Source organism: Streptomyces sp. RP5T, assembly GCF_003933965.1.
In the GTDB taxonomy this organism is placed as follows: domain Bacteria; phylum Actinomycetota; class Actinomycetes; order Streptomycetales; family Streptomycetaceae; genus Streptomyces.
In genome coordinates this window covers 1-24936 of record NZ_RSAJ01000063.1, presented here as the reverse complement: position 1 = coordinate 24936, position 24936 = coordinate 1, and the positions used below count along the sequence as shown (strand labels likewise).

The 24936-nt window shown below is 73.3% G+C and carries 23 protein-coding genes and 1 pseudogene; 17 read left to right on the top strand and 7 right to left on the bottom strand.

Annotation, left to right across the window (positions count from 1 at the left end):
* The 8 genes from EHS43_RS09925 to mug all read left to right on the top strand — a co-directional run.
* The coding region (locus EHS43_RS09925; protein ID WP_148104034.1) for an LLM class F420-dependent oxidoreductase at positions 1-899 on the top strand (899 nt) is incomplete at its 5' end.
* A gap of 57 nt (positions 900-956) precedes the next feature.
* Entirely contained in the window at positions 957-1385 is a 429-nt protein-coding gene (locus EHS43_RS09920) for a GNAT family N-acetyltransferase (RefSeq protein WP_125190160.1), read from the top strand.
* Between the two features lie 49 nt (positions 1386-1434).
* Positions 1435-2760 carry a hemolysin family protein gene (locus tag EHS43_RS09915; RefSeq protein ID WP_125190159.1) on the top strand — a complete coding sequence of 442 codons (1326 nt, stop codon included), beginning with the start codon at positions 1435-1437 and terminating at the stop codon, positions 2758-2760.
* Entirely contained in the window at positions 2757-3770 is a 1014-nt protein-coding gene (locus EHS43_RS09910; RefSeq protein ID WP_125190158.1) for a hemolysin family protein, read from the top strand. Before EHS43_RS09915 ends, EHS43_RS09910 begins: the two co-directional genes overlap by 4 nt.
* A gap of 55 nt (positions 3771-3825) precedes the next feature.
* The gene (locus tag EHS43_RS09905; protein ID WP_125190157.1) at positions 3826-4599 is read left to right on the top strand and encodes a GDSL-type esterase/lipase family protein; all 774 of its coding nucleotides are present in this window, start codon (positions 3826-3828) and stop codon (positions 4597-4599) included.
* Between the two features lie 7 nt (positions 4600-4606).
* On the top strand, positions 4607-4948 hold the full coding sequence (locus EHS43_RS09900) for a DUF4326 domain-containing protein (protein WP_125190156.1): 342 nt from the start codon (positions 4607-4609) through the stop codon (positions 4946-4948).
* 59 nt (positions 4949-5007) lie between these two features.
* Positions 5008-6450 carry an adenylosuccinate lyase gene (gene purB, locus EHS43_RS09895; protein ID WP_125190155.1) on the top strand — a complete coding sequence of 481 codons (1443 nt, stop codon included), beginning with the start codon at positions 5008-5010 and terminating at the stop codon, positions 6448-6450.
* A 13-nt stretch (positions 6451-6463) separates the two neighbouring features.
* Entirely contained in the window at positions 6464-7012 is a 549-nt protein-coding gene (gene mug, locus EHS43_RS09890) for a G/U mismatch-specific DNA glycosylase (RefSeq protein ID WP_125190154.1), read from the top strand.
* Positions 7013-7052: 40 nt separating this feature from the next.
* Here the strand turns inward: mug and EHS43_RS09885 are convergent, their stop codons facing one another.
* Genes EHS43_RS09885 through EHS43_RS09875 form a run of 3 tightly spaced genes read right to left on the bottom strand, consistent with a single transcriptional unit; the run spans position 7053 to position 9205 of the window.
* Complete coding sequence (locus EHS43_RS09885) at positions 7053-7499, bottom strand: hypothetical protein (protein WP_125190153.1); 447 nt, start codon at positions 7497-7499, stop codon at positions 7053-7055.
* Between the two features lie 58 nt (positions 7500-7557).
* Entirely contained in the window at positions 7558-8283 is a 726-nt protein-coding gene (locus EHS43_RS09880) for an ABC transporter permease (protein WP_125190152.1), read from the bottom strand.
* A gap of 1 nt (position 8284) precedes the next feature.
* Positions 8285-9205: an ABC transporter ATP-binding protein gene (locus tag EHS43_RS09875; protein WP_125190151.1), complete on the bottom strand. Its 921-nt coding sequence runs from the start codon at positions 9203-9205 to the stop codon at positions 8285-8287.
* Positions 9206-9313: 108 nt separating this feature from the next.
* Between EHS43_RS09875 and EHS43_RS09870 the strand changes: the two genes are divergently transcribed.
* The 3 genes from EHS43_RS09870 (at position 9314) to EHS43_RS09860 (ending at position 12425) form a co-directional block, all read left to right on the top strand.
* Positions 9314-10480 carry a histidine kinase gene (locus tag EHS43_RS09870; protein WP_125190150.1) on the top strand — a complete coding sequence of 389 codons (1167 nt, stop codon included), beginning with the start codon at positions 9314-9316 and terminating at the stop codon, positions 10478-10480.
* 14 nt (positions 10481-10494) lie between these two features.
* Entirely contained in the window at positions 10495-11157 is a 663-nt protein-coding gene (locus tag EHS43_RS09865) for a response regulator transcription factor (protein ID WP_125190149.1), read from the top strand.
* A 110-nt stretch (positions 11158-11267) separates the two neighbouring features.
* A complete protein-coding gene (locus EHS43_RS09860; RefSeq protein ID WP_125190148.1) occupies positions 11268-12425 on the top strand; it encodes an ROK family transcriptional regulator in 1158 nt (385 codons plus the stop codon).
* 58 nt (positions 12426-12483) lie between these two features.
* Here EHS43_RS09860 and EHS43_RS09855 read toward each other — a convergent pair whose 3' ends face one another.
* Together EHS43_RS09855 and EHS43_RS09850 are read right to left on the bottom strand one after the other, a co-directional pair.
* Positions 12484-13245: a GntR family transcriptional regulator gene (locus EHS43_RS09855; RefSeq protein WP_125190147.1), complete on the bottom strand. Its 762-nt coding sequence runs from the start codon at positions 13243-13245 to the stop codon at positions 12484-12486.
* A gap of 167 nt (positions 13246-13412) precedes the next feature.
* Positions 13413-14297, bottom strand: coding sequence for an RNA polymerase sigma-70 factor (locus EHS43_RS09850; protein WP_125190146.1), 885 nt, complete (start codon positions 14295-14297; stop codon positions 13413-13415).
* 165 nt (positions 14298-14462) lie between these two features.
* Between EHS43_RS09850 and EHS43_RS09845 the strand changes: the two genes are divergently transcribed.
* Positions 14463-15293 carry an alpha/beta fold hydrolase gene (locus EHS43_RS09845; RefSeq protein WP_125190145.1) on the top strand — a complete coding sequence of 277 codons (831 nt, stop codon included), beginning with the start codon at positions 14463-14465 and terminating at the stop codon, positions 15291-15293.
* A 45-nt stretch (positions 15294-15338) separates the two neighbouring features.
* On the opposite strand, the pseudogene EHS43_RS09840 reads toward EHS43_RS09845, so the two are convergent.
* Positions 15339-16175: pseudogene (locus tag EHS43_RS09840) on the bottom strand (EamA family transporter); the annotation flags it as partial.
* A gap of 48 nt (positions 16176-16223) precedes the next feature.
* Here EHS43_RS09840 and EHS43_RS09835 point away from each other — a divergent pair.
* From EHS43_RS09835 to EHS43_RS09825, 3 genes are all read left to right on the top strand, one after another.
* The gene (locus EHS43_RS09835) at positions 16224-17678 is read left to right on the top strand and encodes a PLP-dependent aminotransferase family protein (protein WP_125190144.1); all 1455 of its coding nucleotides are present in this window, start codon (positions 16224-16226) and stop codon (positions 17676-17678) included.
* A gap of 132 nt (positions 17679-17810) precedes the next feature.
* Entirely contained in the window at positions 17811-19397 is a 1587-nt protein-coding gene (locus tag EHS43_RS09830) for an alkaline phosphatase (RefSeq protein ID WP_125190143.1), read from the top strand.
* Positions 19398-19600: 203 nt separating this feature from the next.
* A complete protein-coding gene (locus tag EHS43_RS09825; protein ID WP_125190142.1) occupies positions 19601-20968 on the top strand; it encodes a GNAT family N-acetyltransferase in 1368 nt (455 codons plus the stop codon).
* Here EHS43_RS09825 and EHS43_RS09820 read toward each other — a convergent pair.
* Positions 20946-22130 (bottom strand): PLP-dependent aspartate aminotransferase family protein, encoded by a 1185-nt coding sequence (locus EHS43_RS09820; RefSeq protein WP_125190141.1) that lies wholly within the window; start codon positions 22128-22130, stop codon positions 20946-20948. The two genes, EHS43_RS09825 and EHS43_RS09820, sit on opposite strands and share 23 nt — an antisense overlap.
* A 60-nt stretch (positions 22131-22190) precedes the next feature.
* On the opposite strand from EHS43_RS09820, the gene EHS43_RS09815 reads away from it, so the two are divergent.
* Positions 22191-22685 carry an Lrp/AsnC family transcriptional regulator gene (locus EHS43_RS09815; protein ID WP_125190140.1) on the top strand — a complete coding sequence of 165 codons (495 nt, stop codon included), beginning with the start codon at positions 22191-22193 and terminating at the stop codon, positions 22683-22685.
* Between the two features lie 33 nt (positions 22686-22718).
* Complete coding sequence (locus EHS43_RS09810) at positions 22719-24410, top strand: DUF885 domain-containing protein (protein ID WP_125190139.1); 1692 nt, start codon at positions 22719-22721, stop codon at positions 24408-24410.
* The last annotated feature ends 526 nt before the right edge of the window (positions 24411-24936 follow it).

Genomic DNA, 24936 nt, shown 5'->3' with positions numbered 1-24936 from the left:
GCCCCGCTCAGCCCCGCCCCTTCCGCTTCGCCGTCAACCTCACCGCCGCCGCCACCGACGAGGCCTGGCGCGGCAGGTGCCGACAGGCCGAGGAGCTCGGTTACGACGTGATCCTGGTGCCGGACCATCTGGGCAAGGTCGCGCCGTTCCCGGCGCTGGTCGCGGCGGCGGAGGTCACCGAGCGGCCCCGGCTCGGCACGTTCGTGCTCAACGCGGCCTTCTGGAACCCGACGCTGCTCGCCCGTGAGGTGGCCACCGTGGACGCCCTGACCGGCGGCCGTCTCGAACTCGGCCTGGGCACCGGCTACGTACAGGCCGAGCACGACCGGGCCGGGCTCCCCTTCGGCTCGCCGGGCGAGCGCGTGGCCCACTTGCGGCACACCGTCGAGGAGTTGGAGCGGCTGCTGTCCTCGGCCGACCACCTGCCGCAGCCGGTGCAGCGGCCCCGGGTGCCCCTGCTGATCGGCGGCATCGGCAACCGCGTGCTGCGGCTGTCCGCCGAGCACGCGGACATCGCCGCCTTCACGGGGGCGACCCTGGTACCGGGCGACCCGGCCGGAAAGGTGGTTCCGACGACCGCCGAGCAGCTCGACGAACGCGTCGCGCACTACCGGCGACTGGCCGGGGGACGCAAGGAACCGGCCGAACTGAACCTGCTCGTCCAGACGGTGGTCGTCACCGACGACCGCGAGGCCGTAGCCACCCCGTTCCTGCACCGGATGCCGGACCTGACCCTCCAGCAGGCCCTGGAGCTGCCCATCATGCTGATCGGCACGGTCGAGGAGATCGTCGCGCAGGTGCTGGCGCAGCGCGAGCGGTACGGCTTCACCTATCTGACCGTGCTGGAGGCCTCCATGGAGGCGTTCGCACCGGTGATGGCCCGGCTGCGCGGCCGGTAGCCGTCCGCATGCCGAAACCGCGGGTGGCGGACCCGGCGGGCGTGATGGGATCGCCCCATGACCGACCTGCGGATACGGGCCGCGGCGCCCGACGACCTCGACACCGTGCTGGCTTTCTGGAAGCGGGCCGCCGAGGGGACGAGCATCAGCGACGACCGGGACGGCGTGGAACGGCTGGTCACGCGGGACCCCGAGGCGCTGATCCTGGCCGAGCTCGACGGCGAACTCGTCGGCACGGTGATCGCGGGCTTCGACGGCTGGCGGTGCCATCTGTACCGGCTCGCGGTGCACCCGGAGCGCCGGCGCCGCGGCATCGGGGCGGCGCTGCTCACGGCCGCGGAGGAGCGGTTCGTACGGCTCGGCGGGCGGCGCGGGGACGCGATGGTGCTGGTGCGCAACGAGACGGCACAGCACGCATGGCGCGCGGCGGGGTATGCGCCCGAGGAAAAGTGGCGGCGCTGGGTGAAGCCCCTCGCCGCCGGCTAGGACGGGCGATCCTGGGGACCCTGTCCGATCATGGGACGGAGGTGACCCGATGACCGAAGTGCTCCTCCTGCTGGTGGCGATCCTGCTCTCGCTGGCCTGCGGTGCCTTCGTGGCGGCGGAGTTCTCGCTGACCACGGTCGAGCGCGGCCAGTTGGAGCGGGCGGCGGAGCGCGGTGAGCGGGGTGCGTCCGGCGCCCTGAAGGCCGTACGGAATCTGACCTTCCAGCTGTCCGGGGCGCAGCTCGGGATCACCGTGACCAACCTGGTCGTCGGCATGCTGGCCGAACCGTCGATCGCGGCCCTGATCGCGGGGCCGCTGGAGGCGCTGGGGGTCCCGGAGTCCACGTCCCGGTCGCTGGCGCTGGTGCTGGGGACCGCGCTGTCGACCGTGTTCCTGATGGTGGTCGGCGAGCTGGTGCCCAAGAACTGGGCGATCTCCTCGCCGCTGGCCATGGCCAAGCGGGTGGGTACCGCGCAGAGCTGGTTCAGCGCGGCCTTCCGCCCCTTCATCACCCACCTCAACAACACGGCCAACCGGGTGGTGCGGCGCTTCGGTCTGGAACCCGCCGAGGAGCTGGCCTCCGCGCGCGGGCCGCAGGAGCTGGCCGCGCTGGCCCGGCACTCCGCCCGGGCGGGCGCGCTGGAGGCGGACACCGCCGAGCTGTTCGTCCGCACGCTGAACCTCGCCGACCTGACCGCGGAGAACGTGATGACCCCGCGGGTGCAGGTGATCGCCCTGGACGTGCAGGCGACCTGCGAGGACGTGGCGAACGCGACGCGCGCGACCGGCCTGTCCCGGTTCCCGGTCTACCGCGGCAGCCTCGACTCGGTCGTCGGCATCGCCCACATCAAGGACATCCTGGCGGTACCGGCCGAGCGCCGGCCCCGCGCCTCGGTCGCCGAGCTGCTGCGCGAGCCGCTGCTGGTGCCCGAGTCGCTGACCGTGGACCGGCTGCTGGACCGGCTCTCCGGCAAGCGCACGATGGCGGTGGTCATCGACGAGTACGGCGGCACGGCCGGCGTGGCCACGCTGGAGGACATCGTCGAGGAGGTGGTCGGCGAGGTGCGCGACGAGCACGACCCGCACGAGACGCCCGACCTCGACCCGGCGGGTACCGACGAGGAGGGCAGGGAGTTGTTCCGGGCCGACGGCTCGGCCCGCATCGACCAGCTCGCCGGTGTGGGACTGCGGGCCCCGGAGGGTCCCTACGAGACACTGGCCGGCCTCCTGGCGACGGAACTGGGCCGGATTCCGGCCGCCGGCGACTCGGTCCGGGTGGCCGGCTGGCAGCTCGACGTGACGGACGCACAGGGACACAGGGCCGCGCGCGTGCTGCTGCACGCGCCCGGGGCCGGGGAAGGGGGCCGGCGATGACGGTCGTGCAGTTGCTGATCGGTCTGGCGACGCTCGTCGTCAACGCCTTCTTCGTGGGGGCCGAGTTCGCGCTCATCTCGGTGCGGCGCAGTCAGATCGAGCCGTACGCCGAGCAGGGCGACCGGCGGGCGAAGAGCGTGCTGTGGGGGCTGGAGCACGTCTCCGCCCTGCTGGCGGCCGCGCAGCTCGGGATCACGCTGTGCACGCTGGTCCTGGGCGTGGTCGCGGAGCCGGCGATCGCGCATCTGCTGGAGCCGGTGTTCCACGCGGTGGGCGTGCCGAAGGGCGCGGGGCACGCGGTGTCGTTCGTGATCGCGCTGACCCTGGCGACCTATCTGCACATGCTGCTCGGCGAGATGGTCCCGAAGAACATCGCCCTCGCGGAGCCGGTGCGCAGCGCGCTGCTGCTCGGGCCGCCGCTGGTCGCGCTGGCGCGTGGGCTGCGCCCGGTGATCTTCACGGTCAACGCCTTCGCGAACGCCCTGCTCAAGCTGCTGCGCGTGGAGACGAAGGACGAGGTCACGGCCACCTTCTCGGACGCCGAGCTGGCGCGGATCGTGCGGGACTCCGGCGAGGCGGGACTGATCGACGAACGCGCGCGGGAGCGGCTGCACGACGCCCTGGAGCTGGGCCGGCGCCCCGTACGGGACGTGGTGCTGCCGCTGGAAGGCGTGGTCTACGCGCGCGTGGGCGTCACCCCGGAGCAGTTGGAGGCGCTGTCGAACGAGACGGGGTTCTCCCGCTTCCCGGTGGTGGACGAGGGGCGCCGGATCGTCGGCTATCTGCACATCAAGGACGCGCTGGACGCCTCACCGCGGGATCTGCCGTTTTCGGTGCGGGACATGCGGCCGATCGCACGGATCCGGGAGAGCACCCCGCTCGACGACGTGCTGACGGCGATGCGGCGCAGCCGGACTCACCTGGCCGCGGTGCTCGGTACGGACGGGCGGCTGGCGGGACTGGTGACGATGGAGGACGTGCTGCGGGAACTGTTCGGACAGCAGGTGTGAGGGGCCCGTACCCACCGACCGGTAAGTATGTGAGCGCGTTACCATTTCTTCCGCCATGCAGACGAATCCCACTTACTCCAGCCTGGTCGCGGTCGGCGACTCCTTCACCGAGGGCATGTCGGACCTGCTGCCGGACGGCACCTACCGGGGCTGGGCGGACCTCCTCGCCGGCCGGATGGCCGCCGTGACCCCCGGCTTCCGGTACGCCAACCTCGCGGTGCGCGGCAAGCTGATCCGGCAGATCGTCGACGAGCAGGTCGACGTGGCCGCGGCGATGCAGGCGGACGTGATCACGCTGGTCGGCGGCCTCAACGACACCCTGCGGCCCAAGTGCGACATGGTCCGGGTGCGCGACCTGCTGACGGAGGCCGTGGAGCGGCTGGCCCCGTCCTGCAAGCAGTTGGTGCTGATGCACAGCCCCGGCCGCCAGGGCCCGGTCCAGGCCCGGTTCCGGCCCCGCATGGAGGAGCTGTTCACGGTCATCGACGAACTCGCCGGACAGCACGGTGCCGTGGTCGTCGACCTGTACGGCGCGGCCTCGCTGTCCGACCAGCGGATGTGGGACGTGGACCGGCTGCACCTGACGGCCGACGGCCACCGCCGGGTCTGCGAGGCCGTGTGGCAGGCCCTCGGCTACGACCCCGAGGACACGGAGTGGCGAACGCCGCTGCCGGCCACCGTGCCGCCCCCGTGGCTGGCCCGCCGGATCGCCGACGTCCGTTTCACCCGGCAGCACCTGCTGCCCTGGATCGGCCGGCGCCTGACCGGCCGCTCCTCGGGCGACGGCCTGCCCCCGAAGCGGCCCGACCTCCTGCCGTACGAGCACTGAGGACGCCGTGCACACGCGCGTGGTCAATGTCAGGGGCCGTATCCACGAGTACGGCCCCCGCCTCGAACACGCGCCCGCCGACCTCATCTACGTCGGCCGCCGCTGGACCCTGGGCGGCTGGGACCTGCCGAAGCACCCGCTGTACAACCCCTTCGCCTACGACACCCCCACCCGCCGCCGGGACGGCACACGGGCCGAGGTGATGGCGAAGTACCGGGCCCACCTGCTGGAGCGGCCGGATCTGCTCGCTCTGCTGCCCGGCCTGCGCGGCAGGGCCCTGGCCTGCTGGTGTGCGCCCGAACCGTGCCACGCGGAGGTCCTGGCGGAACTCGCGGAGCGGCTCTCGTAGGTTCCGACGAACGGGACCCGGGCGCCGACCTGCACGAATCGCCAGTAGAATCCGTACACGTGACTTCCGCTCCCGCCAAGCCCCGCATCCCCAACGTCCTCGCCGGACGCTACGCCTCCGCCGAGCTCGCCACGCTCTGGTCGCCCGAGCAGAAGGTGAGGCTGGAGCGTCAGCTCTGGCTCGCCGTGCTGCGGGCCCAGAAGGACCTCGGGATCGAGGTGCCGGAGCAGGCCCTCGCCGACTACGAGCGCGTCCTCGACACCGTCGACCTGGCCTCCATCGCCGAGCGCGAGAAGGTCACGCGGCACGACGTGAAGGCGCGGATCGAGGAGTTCAACGACCTCGCCGGGCACGAGCAGGTCCACAAGGGCATGACCTCCCGGGACCTCACGGAGAACGTCGAGCAGCTCCAGATCCGCCTGTCCCTGGAGCTCATCCGCGACCGCGCGGTGGCCGTCCTGGCCCGCCTCGGCAAGCTGTCGGGCGAGTACGCCGAGCTGGTCATGGCCGGCCGCTCCCACAACGTGGCCGCGCAGGCCACCACCCTCGGCAAGCGTTTCGCGACCGCCGCGGACGAGCTGCTCGTGGCCTGCGGCCGCGTCGAGGAGCTCCTCGCCCGCTACCCGCTGCGCGGCATCAAGGGCCCGGTCGGCACCGCGCAGGACATGCTGGACCTGCTGGGCGGGGACGCGTCGAAGCTGGCGGAGCTGGAGCAGCGCATCGCCGGTCACCTGGGCTTCTCGCAGGCGTTCACCTCGGTCGGCCAGGTCTACCCGCGCTCCCTGGACTACGAGGTCGTCACCGCGCTGGTGCAGCTGGCGGCGGCCCCGTCCTCGCTGGCGAAGACGATCCGTCTGATGGCCGGGCACGAGCTGGTGACCGAGGGCTTCAAGCCGGGCCAGGTCGGCTCCTCGGCGATGCCGCACAAGATGAACACGCGGTCCTGCGAGCGGGTCAACGGTTTGATGGTCGTCCTGCGCGGCTACGCCTCGATGACCGGCGAGCTGGCGGGCGACCAGTGGAACGAGGGCGACGTGTCCTGCTCGGTGGTGCGCCGGGTCGCGCTGCCGGACGCGTTCTTCGCGCTCGACGGCCTCCTGGAGACCTTCCTCACCGTGCTCGACGAGTTCGGCGCCTTCCCGGCCGTCGTCGCCCGCGAGCTGGACCGCTACCTGCCCTTCCTCGCCACCACCAAGGTGCTGATGGGCGCGGTGCGCGCGGGTGTCGGCCGTGAGGTGGCGCACGAGGCGATCAAGGAGAACGCCGTCGCCTCCGCCCTCGCGATGCGTGAGCAGGGTGCCGAGCGCAACGAACTCCTCGACAAGCTGGCCGCCGACGAGCGCATCCCGCTCGACCGCGCCCAGCTGGACGCGCTGATGGCCGACAAGCTGTCCTTCACGGGCGCCGCGGCCGACCAGGTCGCCGTGGTCGTCGGCCGCATCGAGGAGATCGTCAAGCAGCACCCGGCGGCCGCGGGCTACACGCCCGGGGCGATCCTCTGACACGCCCCACGCGATGACGCGCTTCACCCCAGAGGAGCTGGAGGCCGCTCGGGACCGTCTGGTACCGGACGTCGTCGCGGACGGCCTTCACGTGCTGTTCTGCGGTATCAACCCCGGTCTGACGACGGCCGCGACGGGCCATCACTTCGCCCGGCCGGGCAACCGGTTCTGGCCGGTGCTGCATCTGTCCGGCTTCACCCCGAGGCTCCTGAAGCCCTCGGAGCAGCGGGAGTTGCTGTCGTACGGGCTCGGGATCACCAATGTCGTGGCGCGGGCGACGGCGCGGGCGGACGAGCTGAGCCCACAGGAGTACCGCGAGGGCGGGCGGCTGCTGGCGGAGAAGGTGACGCGGCTCGGGCCCCGCTGGCTGGCCGTGGTAGGGGTGACGGCCTACCGTGCCGCCTTCGGCGACAAGAAGGCGCGGGTCGGACCGCAGGAGCGGGCGATCGGAGACTCGCGCGTGTGGGTGCTGCCCAATCCGAGCGGGCTCAACGCGCACTGGACCGCGGCGACGATGGCGGAGGAGTTCGCCCGGCTGCGGGTGGCGGCCGAGCTGGGCTAGGCCCGGTCCTACCGCGGCGCGACGGGGTTCTTCGCGCGGGTCACACCGGGTCGATGTCCGAGGCCACGGCGAGGACATGGACCTCGTCGGCCTGGTCCCGGTAGCCCACGCCGAGGGCGATCCAGCGGTCCGAGCCGGGGGGCTGCCACAGGTCCAGATCGTCCGTCACGACGCACGTCGTGAACCAGGGTTCGGGTATCTCCTCGCCCCGGTCGAGGCGCAGCTTGAGCGTGCCCATGCCCCAGGGGCGCTGCTGCCTGCCCCAGCGGTCGTCCAACTCCTGGCCTATGCGGCTCTTGAGGGCATAGAAATCCCCCACGATCGCCATGCGCGGTGCCGCGTCGCCGTCCCGGGTCCCGTGGCTCGTCTCCAACGACTCGATGCGGTATCCGGGCCCCGACCGGAAGGCGCCCGACTCGCCGTCCGCCGCGGTCAGGTCGCGGGCGCACAGCGAGTCGATCGCGGCGAGATACTTCGCACTGTCCATGTGATCCAGTAAACCGGCCGCCACTGACATTTGGCGGGGCGTCAGACGATGTGCCGGGTCAGGCGTCCCGGTGCCGCACGCCCCAGGCCCCCGCGGCCAGCGCGGCGGCCGCCCAGGCCGCGGTCACGGCGAGTCCCGTCCAGGGTCCCAGGGGCCCGTCGTACGTCTCGTACAGGACGATCTGGCCCGCCCGGTCGGGCAGGAAGTCGGTTGCCCCGCCGGCCACGTCGCCGATCACGAACGAGACGACCAGGATGAACGGGATGAGGAGCGAGAGTGCCGCCTGCCCGCTGCGCAGCACCGCCGCGAGTCCGGCCGCCAGCAGTGCCATCAGGGTGAGGTAGATCCCGCAGCCGACGACACCGCGTACCTGTTCGCCCACGCTGAGACCGCGCGCCGCCCCGCCGAGACCGGCACGTGCCACGACGAGGGCGGTGAGGGCGGTCACCAGGCCGACCACGAGGGTGGGGACGGCCACGGCCGTCGCCTTCGCCGCGAACCACCGTCCGCGGCGCGGCACCGCGGCCAGCGACAGCCGGAGCCCACCCCCGTGGAACTCCGACGACATCGCCATGGCACCGAAGGAGATGGCCGCGATCTGGCCCGGGGCGACCCCGGACAGCGCCATGAAAAGGGGGTCGAACCCGGGGTCCGAGGTCTCGGAGACCCCGGCGATCGCGGAGAAGGCGGTGGTGGCGGCGAACAGGGCGAGCAGCGTGCCGAGAAGCGAGCGCAGGGTGCGGATCTTCAGCCACTCGGAGTGGAGTACGGCGGCGCAGGGCATGTCAGGCCTCCTGGGGCTGTGCGGTGAACTCGGTCTCGGTGGAGGTGAGGTCGAGGTAGGCCTGCTCCAAGGTGGCCTCCTCCGCGGCCAGTTCGAGGAGGGGGACGCCGGATGCCGAGGCGAGGAGGCCGATCTCGTCCACGCGTGCGTGCCGCACGGTCCAGTGGCCGTCCTCGTGTTCCACGGCGTCATGGCCGTGCCGGGCCAGGGCGGTCCTGAGCGTGACCGGGTCGCTCGTGCGGATGCGGACACCGGGACGTACGCGCGCGTGGATGAACTCCCGCATCGGGGTGTCGGCGAGCAGACGTCCCTTGCCCAGGACGACGAGGTGGTCGGCGAAGGACGCGGTCTCGTTCATGAGGTGGCTGGAGACCAGGACCGTGCGGCCCTGCGCGGCGAGTCGGCGCAGCAGCTCGCGGATCCAGATGATGCCTTCGGGGTCGAGGCCGTTCGAGGGCTCGTCGAGCATGACCACGCCGGGGTCGCCGAGCAGGGCGGCGGCGATGCCGAGCCGCTGCCGCATGCCCAGGGAGTACGTCCGCACCCGGCGCCGGGCCACCGAGGCCAGCCCTGTCTCGGCGAGCACCTCGTCGACGCGGCGGTCGGGGATGCGGTTGCTCGCGGCCAGGGTGCGCAGATGGTCGCGGCCGGTGCGGGAGCCGTGCGCGGCCCGGGCGTCGAGCAGCGCGCCCACGTGCCGCAGGGGTTCGTCGAGCGTGGCGTAGGCGCGGCCGCCGATCGTGGCCGTCCCGGAGGTGGGGCGGTCGAGGCCGAGGACGAGCCGCATGGTGGTGGACTTTCCGGCGCCGTTGGGGCCGAGGAAGCCGGTGACACGGCCGGGCAGGACACGGAAGGTGAGGTCGTCCACGGCGCGTCGGGTGCCGAACTCCTTGGTGAGGGCCTGGACTTCGATGCTGGTCATGGCAGCAGCCTGGCCGGTGCCGCGGGTGCGGGGCCTCCCCCGCGGGTGGAGATCGTCTCCCCCGTGCGGGGGAGGCCCGTTGTCGGTGGCGGCTGGCACGATGGCCGAATGGTCCGCTTGCTGCGCCCGTTCGGCCGGGCGGTGACGTACACACGATGGCTGCATCTGTTCGTCGCCGTCGTGTGGCCGGCCATGTGGATGTTCGTCGAAGAGGCGTGGTGGACCTGGCTGGTGGCGGCCGTGACGCTCGCGCCCGCCGGGCTGGTGCCCGCGATGCGCACCGTGGAGGGGTTGCAGGCGAGGCTGTTGCTGACCGGGCACCGGCACAACAGCGAGAGCAGCGACATCGTCGTCGCGCCGTCGTTGTCCTGGAGCGACCGGGGACGGCTCGTGGTGTGGCTGGAGGCACGGCTGCTGCTCGGCTGGGCGACGGCGATGCTCAGCGTGCACCTGCTCCTGGGCTCGGTGGGCCTGGTGGCGTCGGTCTTCGGCCGGGACGTCGACGAGGGGGTGGTACTCCTCGACGGGCACCGGTGGTGGCACGTGCTGCTCGCGCCCGTGTCGCTGGCCGCCCTTGCGGCGACCGTGGTCGTCTCGGGCCGTCTGATCACCTGGCTCGCGCTGCGGCTGCTGGGCCCCTCCCCCGCCGAGCGCCTGGCCGCCCTGGAGGAGCGCACCGAGCAACTCCTGGAGCGCACCCGCATCGCGCGGGAGCTGCACGACTCCATCGGGCACGCGCTGACCGTCGCCGTCGTCCAGGCGGGCGCCGCCCGCGCGGCCGGCGACCCGGCGTTCACGGACCGGGCCCTGGGCGCCATCGAGGAGACGGGCCGGGCCGCGCTGGAGGACCTGGAGCGTGTCCTCGGGATCCTGCGCGAGTCGGAGCGGCCGGTGAGCGGCCGCCCGACGCTGACGGACGCCGGCCGGCTGCTGGAGTCGGCGCGCGCGTCCGGCGCGAAGGTGGACGCCGAGCTGACCGGGCCGGTGGACACCGTGCCCGGGCCGGTCTCCCGGGAGGGCTACCGGATCCTTCAGGAGGCGCTGACCAATGTGCTGCGGCACGCGGGGGCCGTCCCGGTCCGGGTGCGTGTCGAGGTCACGGGCGAGGCCCTCGCGCTGGAGGTCCGCAATCCGCTGACGGCCGACATACCGGGCCCCGGCCGGGGCAGCGGGCTGCGCGGCATACGCGAGCGGGCGGCCCTGCTCGGCGGCCGGGCGCACACCGGACCCGACCGGGGCGACTGGCAGGTGCATGCAGAGCTGCCGCTGCGCTGATCTACGCTGACGGAATGCCGGTCACCGTTCTCCTCGTCGACGACGAACCCCTCGTACGCGCCGGTCTGCGGGCGGTCCTGGAGGCGCAGTCCGACATCGAGGTGGTCGGCGAGGCGGCCGACGGGGCGGCGGTCATCCCCCTCGTACGGCGGCTGCGGCCCGACGTGGTCGCCATGGACGTACGGATGCCCCTGCTGGACGGCATCGAGGCCACGCGCGCGGTGCTGCGGACCGTGGACGAACCGCCGAAGATCCTCGTGGTGACGACCTTCGAGAACGACGAGTACGTGTACGAGGCGCTGCGGGCCGGGGCCGACGGGTTCCTGCTGAAGCGGGCCCGGCCGGCCGAGATCGTGCACGCGGTGCGGCTGGTCGCCGAGGGCGAGTCGCTGCTGTTCCCCGCCTCGGTGCGGCAGCTGGCCGCCCGGTACGGCGACGAGGGCGGCAACCGGGCGGCCCGGGCCGCGATGGAGCGGGCCCAGCTGACCGAGCGGGAGGCCGAGGTGCTGCGGCTGATGGCGCGCGGGCTGTCCAACGCGGAGATCGCCGCGCGGTTGGTCGTCGGCACCGAGACCGTGAAGTCGCACGTCAGTGCCGTGCTGGCGAAGCTGGGGGCACGCGACCGCACCCAGGCGGTGATCGCGGCGTACGAATCCGGGTTCGTGGCGCCCGGCTGAAGCGGCCGTGGGACGGGGCGCGGGCGCGTCCGCGCGAACCCGGCCCTGCCCGCGGGGCGCCGCGCCGAGTACGATCCGCCCAACACGCGCACGAGCTGGGAGGACGGACGTTGGGGCGACTGACCGGCGGGGACCCCTCGCTCCTGCGAAGGATCAATTCCGCGGTGGTGCTGCACGCGCTGCGTGCCACGGACTGCGCGACGCTGACCGAGATCACCCGGGTGACGGGCCTGTCCCGGCCGACGGTCGAGGGGGTCGTCGAGGGACTCATCGAGGCAGGCCTGGTGGTCGAGAAGGCGGCGGACGAGAGCGTGGCGCGCCGGCAAGGGCGGCCCGCGCGACGGTTCCGGTTCCGGGCCGAGGCCGGGCATCTGCTGGGCCTGGACATCGGGCCGCACCGGGTCGCCGCGCTGCTGTCCGACCTCGACGGCAAGGTGCTCGGCGCGGTGGCCAAGGACGTCGACGAGACGGCCCCGGCCGACGAACGCCTGGAGAGGCTGCGCACGGCGGTCGCCGAACTGCTGCGCCGGGCCGGGGTCGCGCGCGACTCCCTGTGGGCCGTCGGGGTCGCCTCGCCGGGCGTCGTGGAGGCGGACGGCACCATACGGCTGTGCTCGGCGCTGCCCGAGTGGACGAGGCTGCGGCTCGGCGAGCGGCTCAGCCGTTCCTTCAAGTGCCCGGTGCTGGTCGAGAACGACGCCAACGCGGCCGCCGTCGCCGAGCACTGGAAGGGCTCCGCCACCGAGTCCGACGACGTGGTGTTCGTACTGGCCGGGCTGAGCCCGGGGGCGGGTTCGCTGATCGGCGGACGGCTGCACCGCGGGTACGGCGGGGCGGCCGGGGAGATCGGCGCGCTGCACCTGCTGGGCCGCGAGGTCACTCCGGAGACGCTGCTGTCCACCACGGACGAGCCGCTGCACCCGCTCGACGAGCAGGCCGTCGCCGAGGTCTTCGCCCAGGCGCGGCAGGGCGACCAGCGGGCCCGGGCGGCCGTGGACCGCTTCATCCAGCGGCTGGTGCACGACGTGGCGGCTCTCGTCCTGGCCCTCGATCCCGAACTCGTCGTGGTCGGCGGCTGGGCGGCCGGTCTGGACGGCGTACTGGAGCCGCTGCGGCGGGAGTTGGCCCGGTACTGTCTGCGCCCGCCCAAGGTGGCCCTGTCGCTCCTGGGGGAGGCGGCCGTGGCGACGGGTGCGCTGCGGCTGGCCCTGGACCATGTGGAGGAGCAGTTGTTCGCGGTGGAGGGCACGGTCACGGCGCGTCGGTGAGCGGTCCGACGGCACACGGCGGCGGCCCGGAGCGAGGTCCGGGCCGCCGCCGTACCGGTCAGGAGGCCCGGCGCTCCGGGTCCTCGTGGATCTCCACCGCGCCGGAGTCCCCGAAGGTCAGTCGGCAGGTGTCCGCGCGGTAGGTGGCCACCGAGACCGCGGCGGTGCGGCCGCCGGCCAGGTAGCGGGTGGTGACGACGAGGACCGGGGCGCCGGGCAGGCGGTCCAGTTCCTTCGCGTCGTCGGCGCGGGCCGAGCCGAGTTCGACGGCGTTCTCCCGGCTCTCCAGTTCCAGGCGCTGCAGTTCGCGCAGCACGGCACGCGCGCGGGCCGCCCCGGACGGCGTGTCTATGGCGGAGAGCTCCGGCACCAACGCCTCGGGGACGTACAGCAGTTCGGCGGCGACGGGCTGACCGTGGGTCACCCGGGAGCGGCGCACGATGTGCACCGGCTGCTCGCGGTCGGTGCCGAGTGCGTCCGCGACGGCCGCGGGGGGCACCGCGGCCGCGCAGTCGACGGTCTGCCAGTCGTCGCCGGCCGCCCCGGGCCACGCCTGCTGTTCGGTGCCGACGGCCACGCCCACGCGCGGCGGGGCGACGGTCGTGCCGACGCCGCGGCGGCGCTGCAGCCGTCCTTCCAGCTCCAGTTGCTCCAGGGCCTGGCGGAGCGTGGCACGGGCGACGCCGAAACGGGCGGCGAGATCGCGCTCGTTGGGCAGGATCTCCCCCACGGAGAATTCGGAGTCCAGTGCCTCACTGAGCACGGTCCTGAGATGCCAGTACTTCGGTTCCGGTACCGATTCGAGCTGCGTGGTCCCCACCCTGTCCTCCGCAATCGCCGTGGTCCGGCGGCGTTTTAGCGCCCTTGTTTATTAAAGGTTGTTGCACTTCTCTGCGACCATAGGGCGGCCCCCACCCTTGGTCAAGACCAATCCTCGATCCCCTGCGGGGCGCGCGGGTGTGATGTCACACGGTGTCAATGAGACATTCAGGCGGCGGACAGGGCGTGCAGCTTGTCCGGGTTGCGGATGATGTAGACGGCCTGGATGCGGCCGTCGAGGACGTCCATCTGGAAGACGGAGTCGGGCTTTCCGCCCGACAGGACGAGCACCGCGGGCCCGCCGTTGACCTCCAGGAAACGCCAGGAGAGGTCCGCGACGCCCTTCCCGGCGACACCGACGACGAAGCGGCCCACGTGGTCGGCCGACTCCAGGACCCGCAGCGGCGCCTTGGTCTTGCCGCCGCTGTCCCCGACGAGGCGGACGTCCGGGGCGAGCAACGACATCAGCCCCTCCAGGTCGCCGCCGCCGGCCGCGGCCAGAAAGCGCTCCGTCAGATCGCGGCGCACGACGGGGTCGACGTCGTAGCGGGGCCGCCGTTCCTCGACATGCCGGCGGGCCCGCCCCGCCAGCTGCCGTACGGCCGGTTCGGCGCGGTCGAGCATGGCGGCGATGTCGGCGTAGGGATAGCCGAACGCCTCCCTGAGGACGAACACCGCCCGCTCCAGGGGGGACAGCGACTCCAGGACGACCAGGACCGCGAGGGAGACAGAGTCGGCGAGGACGGCCTGTTCGGCGGTGTCGGGGACGGTGTCGCCGAAGTCGGTGACGTACGGCTCGGGCAGCCAGGGGCCGACGTACGTCTCGCCGCGCGCCTTGACCTGGCGCAGCCGGTCGATCGCCAGGCGCGTGGTGACGCGGACCAGGTAGGCGCGCGGTTCGCGCACCTCGCTGCGGTCGGCCGCCGACCAGCGCAGCCATGCTTCCTGCACCACGTCCTCGGCGTCGGTGACGCGTCCGAGCATCCGGTAGGCGACGCCCATGAGGACGGGACGGTGTGCTTCGAAGACATCGGTCTCTGCGTCAGTGGCCACGGAGTCATCCCAACGCAGACGCCGGTCGGTGTCCAGGCGATACGGACGTGCCGCGAGTCCTGGCACGGGCGGGGTCTACCCGCCGGTAGCAATTGCTGACAAGCTGTCTACAGCGCGTCCGCCGTGCGCCCCGCCCAGCCCGTGAGTCCCCGTCAAGGAGCCCTCATGTCCGCCACCGTCTCCTTCAAGGTCCCCTCCCCCGAGGGGCCGCAGCCCGTGACCGTCTCCTACACGCGCGCGGGACGCGGGGAGCCCCTGCTCCTGCTGCACGGGATAGGGCACCACCGGCAGGCCTGGGACCCGGTGGTGGACATCCTGGCGACCGAGCGCGACGTCATCGCCGTGGACCTGCCGGGCTTCGGCGCGTCACCGGGACTGCCCGAGGGGCTGTCGTACGACCTGGCCACCACGACGTCGGTGTTCGGGGCGTTCTGCGAGGCGCTGGAGCTGGACCGCCCGCACGTGGCGGGCAACTCCCTCGGCGGGCTGCTGGCCCTGGAACTGGGCCGCGAGCGGCTCGTACGGTCCGTCACCGCGCTGTCCCCCGCCGGGTTCTGGTCGCAGGCCGAGCGGCGCTACGCGTTCGGGGTGCTGCTGGCGATGCGGCACATCGCCCGGCGACTGCCGCTGCCACTGGTCGAGCGGCTGTCGCGCAGCGCGGCCGGCCGCACGATGCTGACGAGCACCATCTACGCCCGCCCGGGCCGCCGTTCACCCGAGGCCGTGGTCGCCGAGACGCTCGCCCTCGCACAGGCCACGGGGTTCGACGAGACGCTCCGGGCCGGTACCGCCGTCCAGTTCGGCGACGACGTCCCGGGGCTGCCGGTCACGGTCGCCTGGGGCACCAGGGACATGCTGCTGGTACGCCGGCAGGGCGTGCGGGCCAAGCAGATCATTCCCCGGGCCCGGCTCGTGCGGCTGCCGGGCTGCGGCCACTGCCCGATGAACGACGACCCCGCCCTGGTCGCGCGGGTCATCCTCGACGGCAGCCGCTGACCCCTTCCGCCCCCGGCTCAACGCCCCCGAGCCGAGGGCGACCCCGGCGCCGACCAGGGCGCTGCCCACGGCCTGGGCGGCGCCGTAGGAGCCCGTGCCGACCAGGGGCGCGGTGCAGGCGGCCGCGACCGGGATCAGGCCGGAGAACAGCGTGGCGCGCTCCGCGCCGATCCGCTGCATGCCCATGTACCAGCACACGAAGCCGACGACGGTGACGACCACCGCCTGCCACAGCAGGGCGGCGGCCTCGTCGGTGCCGGGGCGGCGCAGCCACGCCGTGCCGTCCAGGAGCACTCCCGCCACCGCCGCCTCGACGGCGGCGACCGCGCAGACGGCGGCGGACAGCAGCCGCGGCCCCAGGGGCCGCAGCACCGGTACGGCGAGCACCGCGAAGCCGACCTCACCGGCCAGCGCGCACACCGAGAAGGCGAGGCCCGTCCCGTCGGTACGGCCCCAGCCCTGGACCGTGAAAGCGCCGAGGGCCACGAGCAGCGCGCCCCGCAGGACCCGGCGCCGCGGCCGGCGTCCCTCCAGCAGCGGGACGACGACGGCCACCAGGACGGGGGCGCAGCCCACGAGGACGCCGGGGACAGCGGGTTCCGCGGTGCGTTCGGCGGCGATGACGGCGAGGTTGAAACCGACCATGCCGACGGCCGCGAGGAGTGCGAGACGGGTCCAGTGGCGGGGCCCGAGCGCGCGCAGGCGTGTCCCGGCGCCCTTCGCCGCGAAAGGGGCCAGCAGAAGTGCGGCGAGGCCGTAGCGCATGAACTGCCCGCCCGCGTACGGGTAGTCGCCGAGGAGGCTGTTGGCGGTGAAGGAGGCTCCGACGAGGACGCAGGCGAGCGCGGCGAGGAGGGAGCCGCGCCTGGTGGTGGTGTTCATGGGAAATGACGCTAGGAAGCGGCGCGGCCCGGTTTAAGGTCCAGTTCCATGACGTCATCGGGGACCAATCCGCAGCGCCGGCCGCCCGGCGATCCCGTCGGCTCGGCGGCCTGGGAACTGCTCCTGCCCGCCGTCTCCGCACCCGCACGCACGCGTGGCCGATCCCTGCAGGCCGCCCTGCGCGAGGCGGTCAGGTCCGGACGGCTCGCACCGGGGACGCGGCTGCCGTCGAGCCGGGATCTGGCCGCCGACCTCGGGGTCTCGCGCGGGCTGGTCACCGAGGCGTACGAGCAGCTGACGGCGGAGGGCTATCTGCGCAGCGGCCGGGGCGCGGGCACCTGGGTCGGGGGTGCCGTGCGGGCCGCCCGGCCACGCGCGCGTGACCTGGCGCCACGCGCCCCGGGCAGCCGCGCGGACTTCGTCGCGGGGACGCCCGACCTGTCGCTGTTCCCCCGCGCCGCCTGGGCCACCGCCCACCGGGGCGTGCTGGCGGAGCTGCCGCACCAGGACCTCGGCTATCCCGACCCGCGCGGGCTGCCCCGACTGCGTACCGCCCTGGCCGGGTTGCTGACGCGCCGCCGGGGCGTGGTCGCCGATCCGGAGCGGATCGTGGTCGTCTCCGGTGTGGCGCAGGCGACCTCGCTGCTCGGATTCGCGCTCCACGCGCGCGGGTTGGCGACGGCCGGCGTGGAGGACCCCGGGAGCCCGCAGCACGACGAGCTGTACGCGGCGGCGGGCGTCACCACCGTTCCCGTACCGCTGGACGGCGAGGGGATCTCCCTCGGGCCCCTGCGCGAGGCCGGTGTGCGGGCCGTGGTCACCACGCCCTCCCACCAGTTCCCCACCGGGATCGCCTACTCGGCGCGGCGGCGCGCGGACCTGCTCGGCTGGGCGCGCTCGGTGGACGGCTTCGTCCTGGAGGACGACTACGACGGCGACTTCCGCTACGACCGGGCTCCCGTAGGCGCGCTCCAGGGGCTCGACCCGGACCGGGTCGCCTACACGGGATCGGTCAGCAAGTCCCTCGCACCCGGACTGCGGCTCGGCTGGCTGCTCGTGCCGCAGTCGCTGGCCGACGAGGTCGTCGAGCGCAAGCGGACCATGGACCTCGGCCATCCGACGATCGACCAGGCGCTGTTCGCCCGGTTCCTGGAGCGGGGCGACTACGACCGCCAACTGCGCCGCTGCCAGCGCGCCTACCGGGAGCGGCGCGACGCGCTGGTCGCCGCGCTGGAGGAGCACCTGCCCGGCACGCGGGTGTCCGGGATCGCCGCCGGACTGCATGTGATCGCCGCGCTGCCGCACCGGTACGGGCCCCAGGAGGAGTTCCTGGCACGCCTCGGCGCGGCAGGGGTGGGCGTCCGCCCGCTGACGGACTACGCACACGCGCGTGCCGAGCCCGACGACGAGGGGGGTGTGCGGCTGGTCCTCGGATACGCGCACCTGTCCCCGACGCGGATCCGGGCCGGCGTACGGCTGATGGCCGAGGCCGCCCGCGCCTGAGCCGCGCCCGGCCGGACACGGGTTCCCTTGTTCCCGCGGCCGGTTGTTCACCTGCGGTTTGCGTGTGCGCTGCGGCGCCCCCGTAGTTGTGGCATCGCACACTGGCCGGATCCCATCGCTGGAGGCGCATCCATGTCACACCGTCCGTTCCCCGGTCGCCGCAGCGTGCTGCGCGGCTCCCTGGCCGCCTCGGCCGCCCTCACCCTTCCGACGTTCTCCGCGTCCGCGCCGGCCCTCGCCCTCTCCGGGCGCCCGGGGGCGGGCTGGGGCGTGCAGACGGGAGACGTGACCTCCGACTCGGGCCTGGTATGGGTGCGTTCGGACCGTCCGGCCCGGATGATCGTGGAGACGTCCGCGACCGGGTCGTTCCGCAATCCGCGCCGCTGGCACGGCCCGCTGCTCGGCGCGGACACCGACTTCACGGGGACGACCCGGCTGCGCGGGCTGCCGTCGGGCGAGCAGATCCACTACCGGGTGCTGCTGGCCGACCCGGACGACCCGCGGCGCACCGGCGAGCCGGTCACCGGCACCTTCCGCACGGTGTCCCACAAGCGCCGTGACGGGGTGCGGTTCCTGTGGTCCGGCGACCTGGCGGGACAGGGCTGGGGCATCAACCCGGACTTCGGCGGCTACACGATCTACCAGGCGATGGCCCGGCTCGACCCGGACTTCTTCCTGTGCAGCGGCGACAACATCTACGCCGACGGCCCGATCCCGGCCACCGCCGCCCTGCCGGACGGCAGCACCTGGCGGAACATCACCACCGAGGAGAAGTCCAAGGTCGCCGAGACCCTGGCCGAGTTCCGCGGCAACTTCCGCTACAACCTGCTCGACCACCACCTCAGGGCCTTCAACGCCCAGGTCCCGTCGATCATCCAGTGGGACGACCACGAGGTGCGCAACAACTGGTACCCGGGCCAGACGATCCTGGACTCCGACACCCGCTACACCGAGAAGCGCGTCGACGTGCTCGCGGGCCGGGCGCGGCGCGCGTTCAGCGAGTACTTCCCGGTCTCCACCCTGCGGCCGGGGGCGCGGGACGGCCGGGTGTACCGGGTGCTGCGGCAGGGCCCGCTGCTCGACGTGTTCGTGCTGGACATGCGCACCTACCGCAACGCCAACTCGCCCGACGACCAGACCGTGGACCCGCAGGGCATCCTCGGCCGCGAGCAGCTGGAGTGGCTCAAGCGGGAGCTGTCGCGCTCTCGCGCGGTGTGGAAGGTGATCGCCTCCGACATGCCGCTCGGCCTGGTCGTGCCCGACGCCACGGAGGGCAGGGCGAACATCGAGGCGGTCGCGCAGGGCGACCCGGGTGCCCCGCTCGGGCGTGAGCTGCAGATCGCCGAGCTGCTGCGGTACGTCAAGCACCGGCGGATCACGGGCACGGTGTGGCTGACCGCCGACGTCCACCACACCTCGGCCCAGCACTACCAGCCCTCGCGGGCCGCGTTCACCGACTTCGAGCCGTTCTGGGAGTTCGTCTCGGGCCCCCTCAACGCCGGTGCCTTCCCGGCCAGCGCGCTCGACAACACCTTCGGCCCCGAGCGGGTGTTCGTGAAGGCGCCGACCGCCTCCAACGTCTCCCCCGCGGGCGGCTACCAGTTCTTCGGCGAGGTCGACATCGACGGCCACAGCGGCGAGCTGACGGTACGGCTGCGTGAGCAGGACGGCACCGTGCTGTTCACTCAGGTGCTCCAGCCGGGCCGGGTGGGGCAGTAACTCCCGTACCCTCGACGGCGGGTCGCGCACCGGCGTCATCCCCCGGTGTGCGGCCCGTGAACTGTTGAAAAGGGCACAAATCGTACGGACCACACTTTACCGATCAGTCACAATGCGTTCGTGATCACGCAACACCATTCCTCCACAGTGGCTGCATGACTCGAGACATGTCTGATGTGACCCGTGCGCGACACGGTCGCCCCGTGCACCACTGGCGGCGCGACGTGATCGAACTCGCGGCCCTGTTCACGGCGGTGGCCGTGGCCGACACCGTGGCGAACCTGATCGGGCACGGCCCCGACGGGACCGCGCTGCTGGTGATCTCGGCGGTGGCCCTGGCCGCCACGGCGGGATTCCACACCTGGTGGGCACGGCGGCACGGCCACGCGCCCCCGACGGGCGATACCGGCGCCCGGCCGCTGCCCGAGGGGGAGCAGGCCGGGCCGTCGGGGACCGCGGATCCCGTAGCGGCGGAGAGCACGCTGTGGCGGATGCGGACCACGGTGAAGGACGAACCGGGCTCGCTGGCCGCCCTGTGCACGGTTCTCGCCGGGCAGCGGATCGACATCCTCAGCCTCCAGACGCACCCGCTGGCCGAGGGCACGGTCGACGAGTTCCTGCTGCGCGCCCCCGGCACGCTGGAGGGCTCCGGGATCACCGGGGCCGTCGCGCGGGCCGGCGGCACCGACACCTGGATCGAGCGGGCCGACACGCACGATCTCGTGGACGCCCCGACCCGGGTGCTCGGCCTCGCCACCCGCACCGCGCTGGACGCGGCCGAACTCCCGCTCGCGCTGAGGCAGTTGCTGGGCCGGTGCACGATCCGGTCCCTGCCGGCCGTGCCGGTGGGAGGCGGTCGTGGGCCGGAGGGGGTCCCCGTCGAAGGAGCGCTGGAGGAGACCGTGATGCGGCTGCGGGCACCGGAAGGCGGAGTGATCACCGTGGAACGGCCGTATCTGCCGTTCACGCCGACGGAGTTCGCCCGGGCCCGGGCCCTGGTCGAGCTGGACGCCCGGCTCGGCCCGCGGGTGCCGCGCAGCCAGGACGTCCTGACGCTGCCGGAGGGCCACGACATCACCGTGCGCCGGGCCGACACCGGGGACCTGGCGGCCGCGGTGGCGATGCACGAGCGGTGCTCCGCACGGACCCTGGGCATGCGGTACCACGGGCCGGTCGGTGACGCCGACCGCTATCTGAACCACCTGCTCAGCCCCCGGTTCGGGCGCACGCTCGCCGTGCAGACCGCGTCCGGCCGGCTGGTCGGGCTCGGACATCTGCTGTGGGACGGGGACGAGACCGAGGTCGCGCTGCTCGTCGAGGACGCATGGCAGCGGCGGGGTATCGGGGGCGAGCTGCTGGAGCGGCTGGTCGCCATGGCCGCCGAGGCCGGGTGCGAGAGCGTGTACGCCGTGACGCAGGCGTCCAACACCGGGATGGTGGCCGCGATGCGGGGGCTGGGGCTCCCCCTCGACTACCAGATCGAGGAGGGCACCCTGGTGATCACGGCGCGCCTCGCCGCCCAGGCGGAGCCGGAGCGCGCCGTGGGAGTCACACGGATCGAGGCGCAGTAGCGACCGAGGCCCGCCGGAGGGCCGCGTCCAGGTCCGCCCACAGGTCCTCCACGTCCTCCAGGCCCACCGACAGGCGCAGCAGCCGGTCGCTCACCCCGGCGCCCCGCCGGTCGTCCGCGTCCACGATGCGGTGGCTGATCGACGCCGGGTGCTGGATGAGGGTGTCCACGCTGCCCAGGCTCACCGCCGGGGTGATCAGCCGGACCTGGTCGATCACCTCGTGCGGGTCGCCGTCGACCTCGAAGGCGATCATCGCGCCGCCGATCCGCGGGTAGTGGACGCGGGTGATCCGGGGGTCGGCGGCGAGGCGGCGGGCGAGGTCGGCGGCGGTCGCGGAGGCGGCGCGGACCCGGACAGGGAGGGTCGACAGGCCGCGCAGCAGGAGGTAGCCGGCCAGGGGGTGCAGGACGCCGCCGGTCGCGAAACGCACCTGCCGCAGCCGCCCGGCGAACTCCTCGTCGCAGGCCACCACCCCCGCCATCACGTCCCCGTGGCCGCCGAGGTACTTGGTGGCGCTGTGCAGCACCAGCCGGGCGCCCTGCTCCGCGGGCCGTTGCAGCACCGGCGTGGCGAAGGTGTTGTCCGCGAGCAGGGGGACCGAACCGCAGGAGTGGGCCAGGGCCCGCAGGTCGATCTCGGCGAGGGTGGGGTTGGCCGGGGACTCGACCAGGACCAGACCGGTGTCCGGGCGCAGGGCGTCGGCGACTCCCGCCGGGTCGGTCCAGGTGACCTCCGTGCCGAGAAGCCCGGCGGTCAGGAGATGGTCGCTGCAGCCGTACAGGGGTCGGACGGCCACGACGTGGCGCAGGCCCAGGGAGGCCCGTACGAGAAGGACCGCCGTGAGCGCGGCCATGCCGCTGGCGAAGGCGACCGCGGCCTCGGTGTTCTCCAGCCGGGCCAGGGCGGTCTCGAAGCGGGCGACGGTCGGGTTGCCGAGGCGTCCGTAGACCGGCGGGCCCTCCGGCTCGGCGCCGGTGGCGGCGAAGGCGTCGATCCGGGCGGCCTCACCGCGGCTGTCGTACGAGGGGTAGGTCGTCGACAGGTCGATGGGCGGGGCGTGCAGTCCCTGCCGGACGAGGTCGTCGCGGCCGGCGTGGACGGCCTCGGTGGCCAGTGCCCTGAGCGGCGTACGGGAGGCGGTGGCGGTGCGCGCTGAGTCCATGACGACGAGGGTGAACACCGACCGGCATTTACGGGCGGAAGTCCGTGTTACGTTCGGCCAATGGCCGAATCTGTCGTACTGGACCCGGTGGACCTGCATCTGCTGCGGCTGTTGCAGAACGACGCCCGGACCACCTATCGCGACCTCGCCGCACAGGTGGGTGTCGCCCCCTCGACCTGCCTGGACCGGGTGACCCGGCTGCGCCGCTCGGGCGTCATCCTCGGCCATCAGCTGCGGCTGGATCCGGGGAAGCTGGGCCGGGGTCTGGAGGCGCTGCTGTCGGTGCAGGTCAGACCGCACCGGCGGGAGCTGGTGGGGCCGTTCGTGGAGCGGATCCGGGCGCTGCCCGAGTCGCGGACCGTGTTCCATCTGACCGGGCCCGACGACTATCTCGTGCACGTGGCCGTGGCGGACATGACCGACCTCCAGCGGCTGGTGCTCGACGAGTTCACCGCACACCGTGAAGTGGCCCGCGTGGAGACGCGGTTGATCTTCCAGCAGTGGGACTGCGGGCCGCTCCTCCCGCCTGCCACGCCGACAGCGGAATCGGGGTGACGCCCGCGAGGTCCGCGTATGAGGATGGACCGCATGTCCGATACCCAGATCCCGCTGCCCCGTCAGGTCGCCGACGCCTACGTCGACGAGCTCATCGCCCTCGATCCGATCACCGGTACCTACCTGGGGGTGAAGGAGAGTTCGAGCAGGCTGCCCGACACCTCGCCGGCCGGCCAGGAGGCGCTCGCGCGGCTCCAGCGCGCCACGCTCGCGAAGCTCGACGAGGCCGAGCGGCAGCCCGGCGCGGACAGTGACATCGAGCGCCGGTGCGGCAGGCTGCTGCGGGAGCGGCTGACGGCCGAACTCGCCGTGCACGAGGCCGACGAGGGCCTGCGCGCGGTCGGCAACCTCCACACGGTCCCGCATTCGATCCGCGAGATCTTCACCGTCACCCCGAACCAGAACGACGAGGACTGGGCCGCCATCGCCGAGCGGCTGCGTGCCGTGCCGGCCGCGTTCGCCGGCTACCGCGCGTCCCTCGCCCTGGGGCTTGAGCGCAAGCTGTACGCGGCGCCGCGTCCGACCGCCACCTTCGTCGGGCAGCTCACCGAGTGGGCCGACACCGACGGCAACGGCCGTGGCTGGTTCGAGGACTTCGTCTCCTCCGGCCCGGCGGCACTGCGCGCCGAGCTCGACGAGGCCGCCCGCGCCGCGACCGCCTCCGTGGTGGAGCTGCGGGACTGGATGCGGGACGTGTACGCGCCGACGATCGAGGGCGCCCCGAACACCGTGGGCCGGGAGCGGTACGCCCGCTGGGCGCGCTACTTCAACGGCACGGACCTCGACCTGGACGAGGCGTACGCGTACGGCTGGTCGGAGTACCACCGGCTGCTCGGCGAGATGAAGCAGGAGGCCGAGAGGATCCTGCCGGGTGCCGCGACGCCGTGGGTGGCGCTCGCCCACCTCGACGAGCACGGCAAGCACATCGACGGCGTCGACGAGGTCCGCGACTGGCTCCAGGGGCTGATGGACCAGGCGATCGACTCGCTCGACGGCACCCACTTCGAACTCGCCGAGCGGGTGCGGAAGGTGGAGTCCTGCATCGCCCCGCCCGGTGGTGCGGCGGCCCCGTACTACACGGCCCCGTCGGAGGACTTCTCGCGGCCCGGCCGCACCTGGCTGCCCACGATGGGGCAGACCCGCTTCCCGGTCTACGACCTCGTCTCGACCTGGTACCACGAGGGCGTGCCCGGCCACCACCTCCAGCTCGCGCAGTGGACGCACGTCGCGGCGAACCTCTCCCGCTACCAGGCCACCGTGGGCGGGGTGAGCGCCAACGCCGAGGGCTGGGCGCTGTACGCGGAGCGGCTGATGGACGAACTCGGCTTCCTCACGGACGCGGAGCAGCGGCTCGGGTATCTCGACGCGCAGATGATGCGGGCCACCCGGGTCATCGTCGACATCGGCATGCACCTGGAGCTGGAGATCCCGGCGGACTCCCCCTTCCACCCGGGCGAGCGCTGGACGCCCGAGCTGGCGCAGGAGTTCTTCGGCTCGCACAGCAGCCGTCCGGCCGACTTCGTGGAGAGCGAGCTGACCCGCTACCTGACGATTCCGGGCCAGGCGATCGGCTACAAGCTCGGCGAACGGGCCTGGCTGCTGGGCCGCGAGAAGGCCCGCGAACGGCACGGCGACGCGTTCGACCTCAAGGCCTGGCACATGGCGGCGCTGTCGCAGGGTTCGCTGGGGCTGGACGACCTGGTGGACGAGCTGTCACAGCTCTGACCCGGGGACCGGGCCCGTCAGCGCGAGGCGTACCCCGGGTCGGTTGACCCGGGGTGTTCCTGCGGGCGTTGTGCGGTGGAGCGAGGGGCCGCGTGTCAATTCGCCCGATGCGGGGTCTGGAGGTGCGGGAGCCGCCGGGGGCAGGTCGGCGCGTCCGGCACCGGCGGCCCGGGGGCACGACCGGGACCTCCCCCAAACCTCGCCGTGGGACGCGCCGTCCGCCCGGCCTGCGCTCGCCGGTCTGCGGTCGTCGGCCCGTGGTCGCCGGCCCGTGGTCGCCTGCCTGCGCACTGCGGTCCGTAGCCACCGGTCGCCGATCCGTGGCCGCCGGTATGCGGTCACCGGTCGCCGGTTGCCGGTCGCGGCTTCCTCGGTGAGCCGGGCCTGCCGGGCCCGGGCCCGCACCACGCGCGGTCACCTGAGGTGCCGCTGCACCCAGGTTGCCCGTCGGGGCCCGATCGTGTCCGACAACCGGCCCGCGCTCGGATCACCACCAGGTCCCCTGCCCGGCCCTCCGCCACAGCGG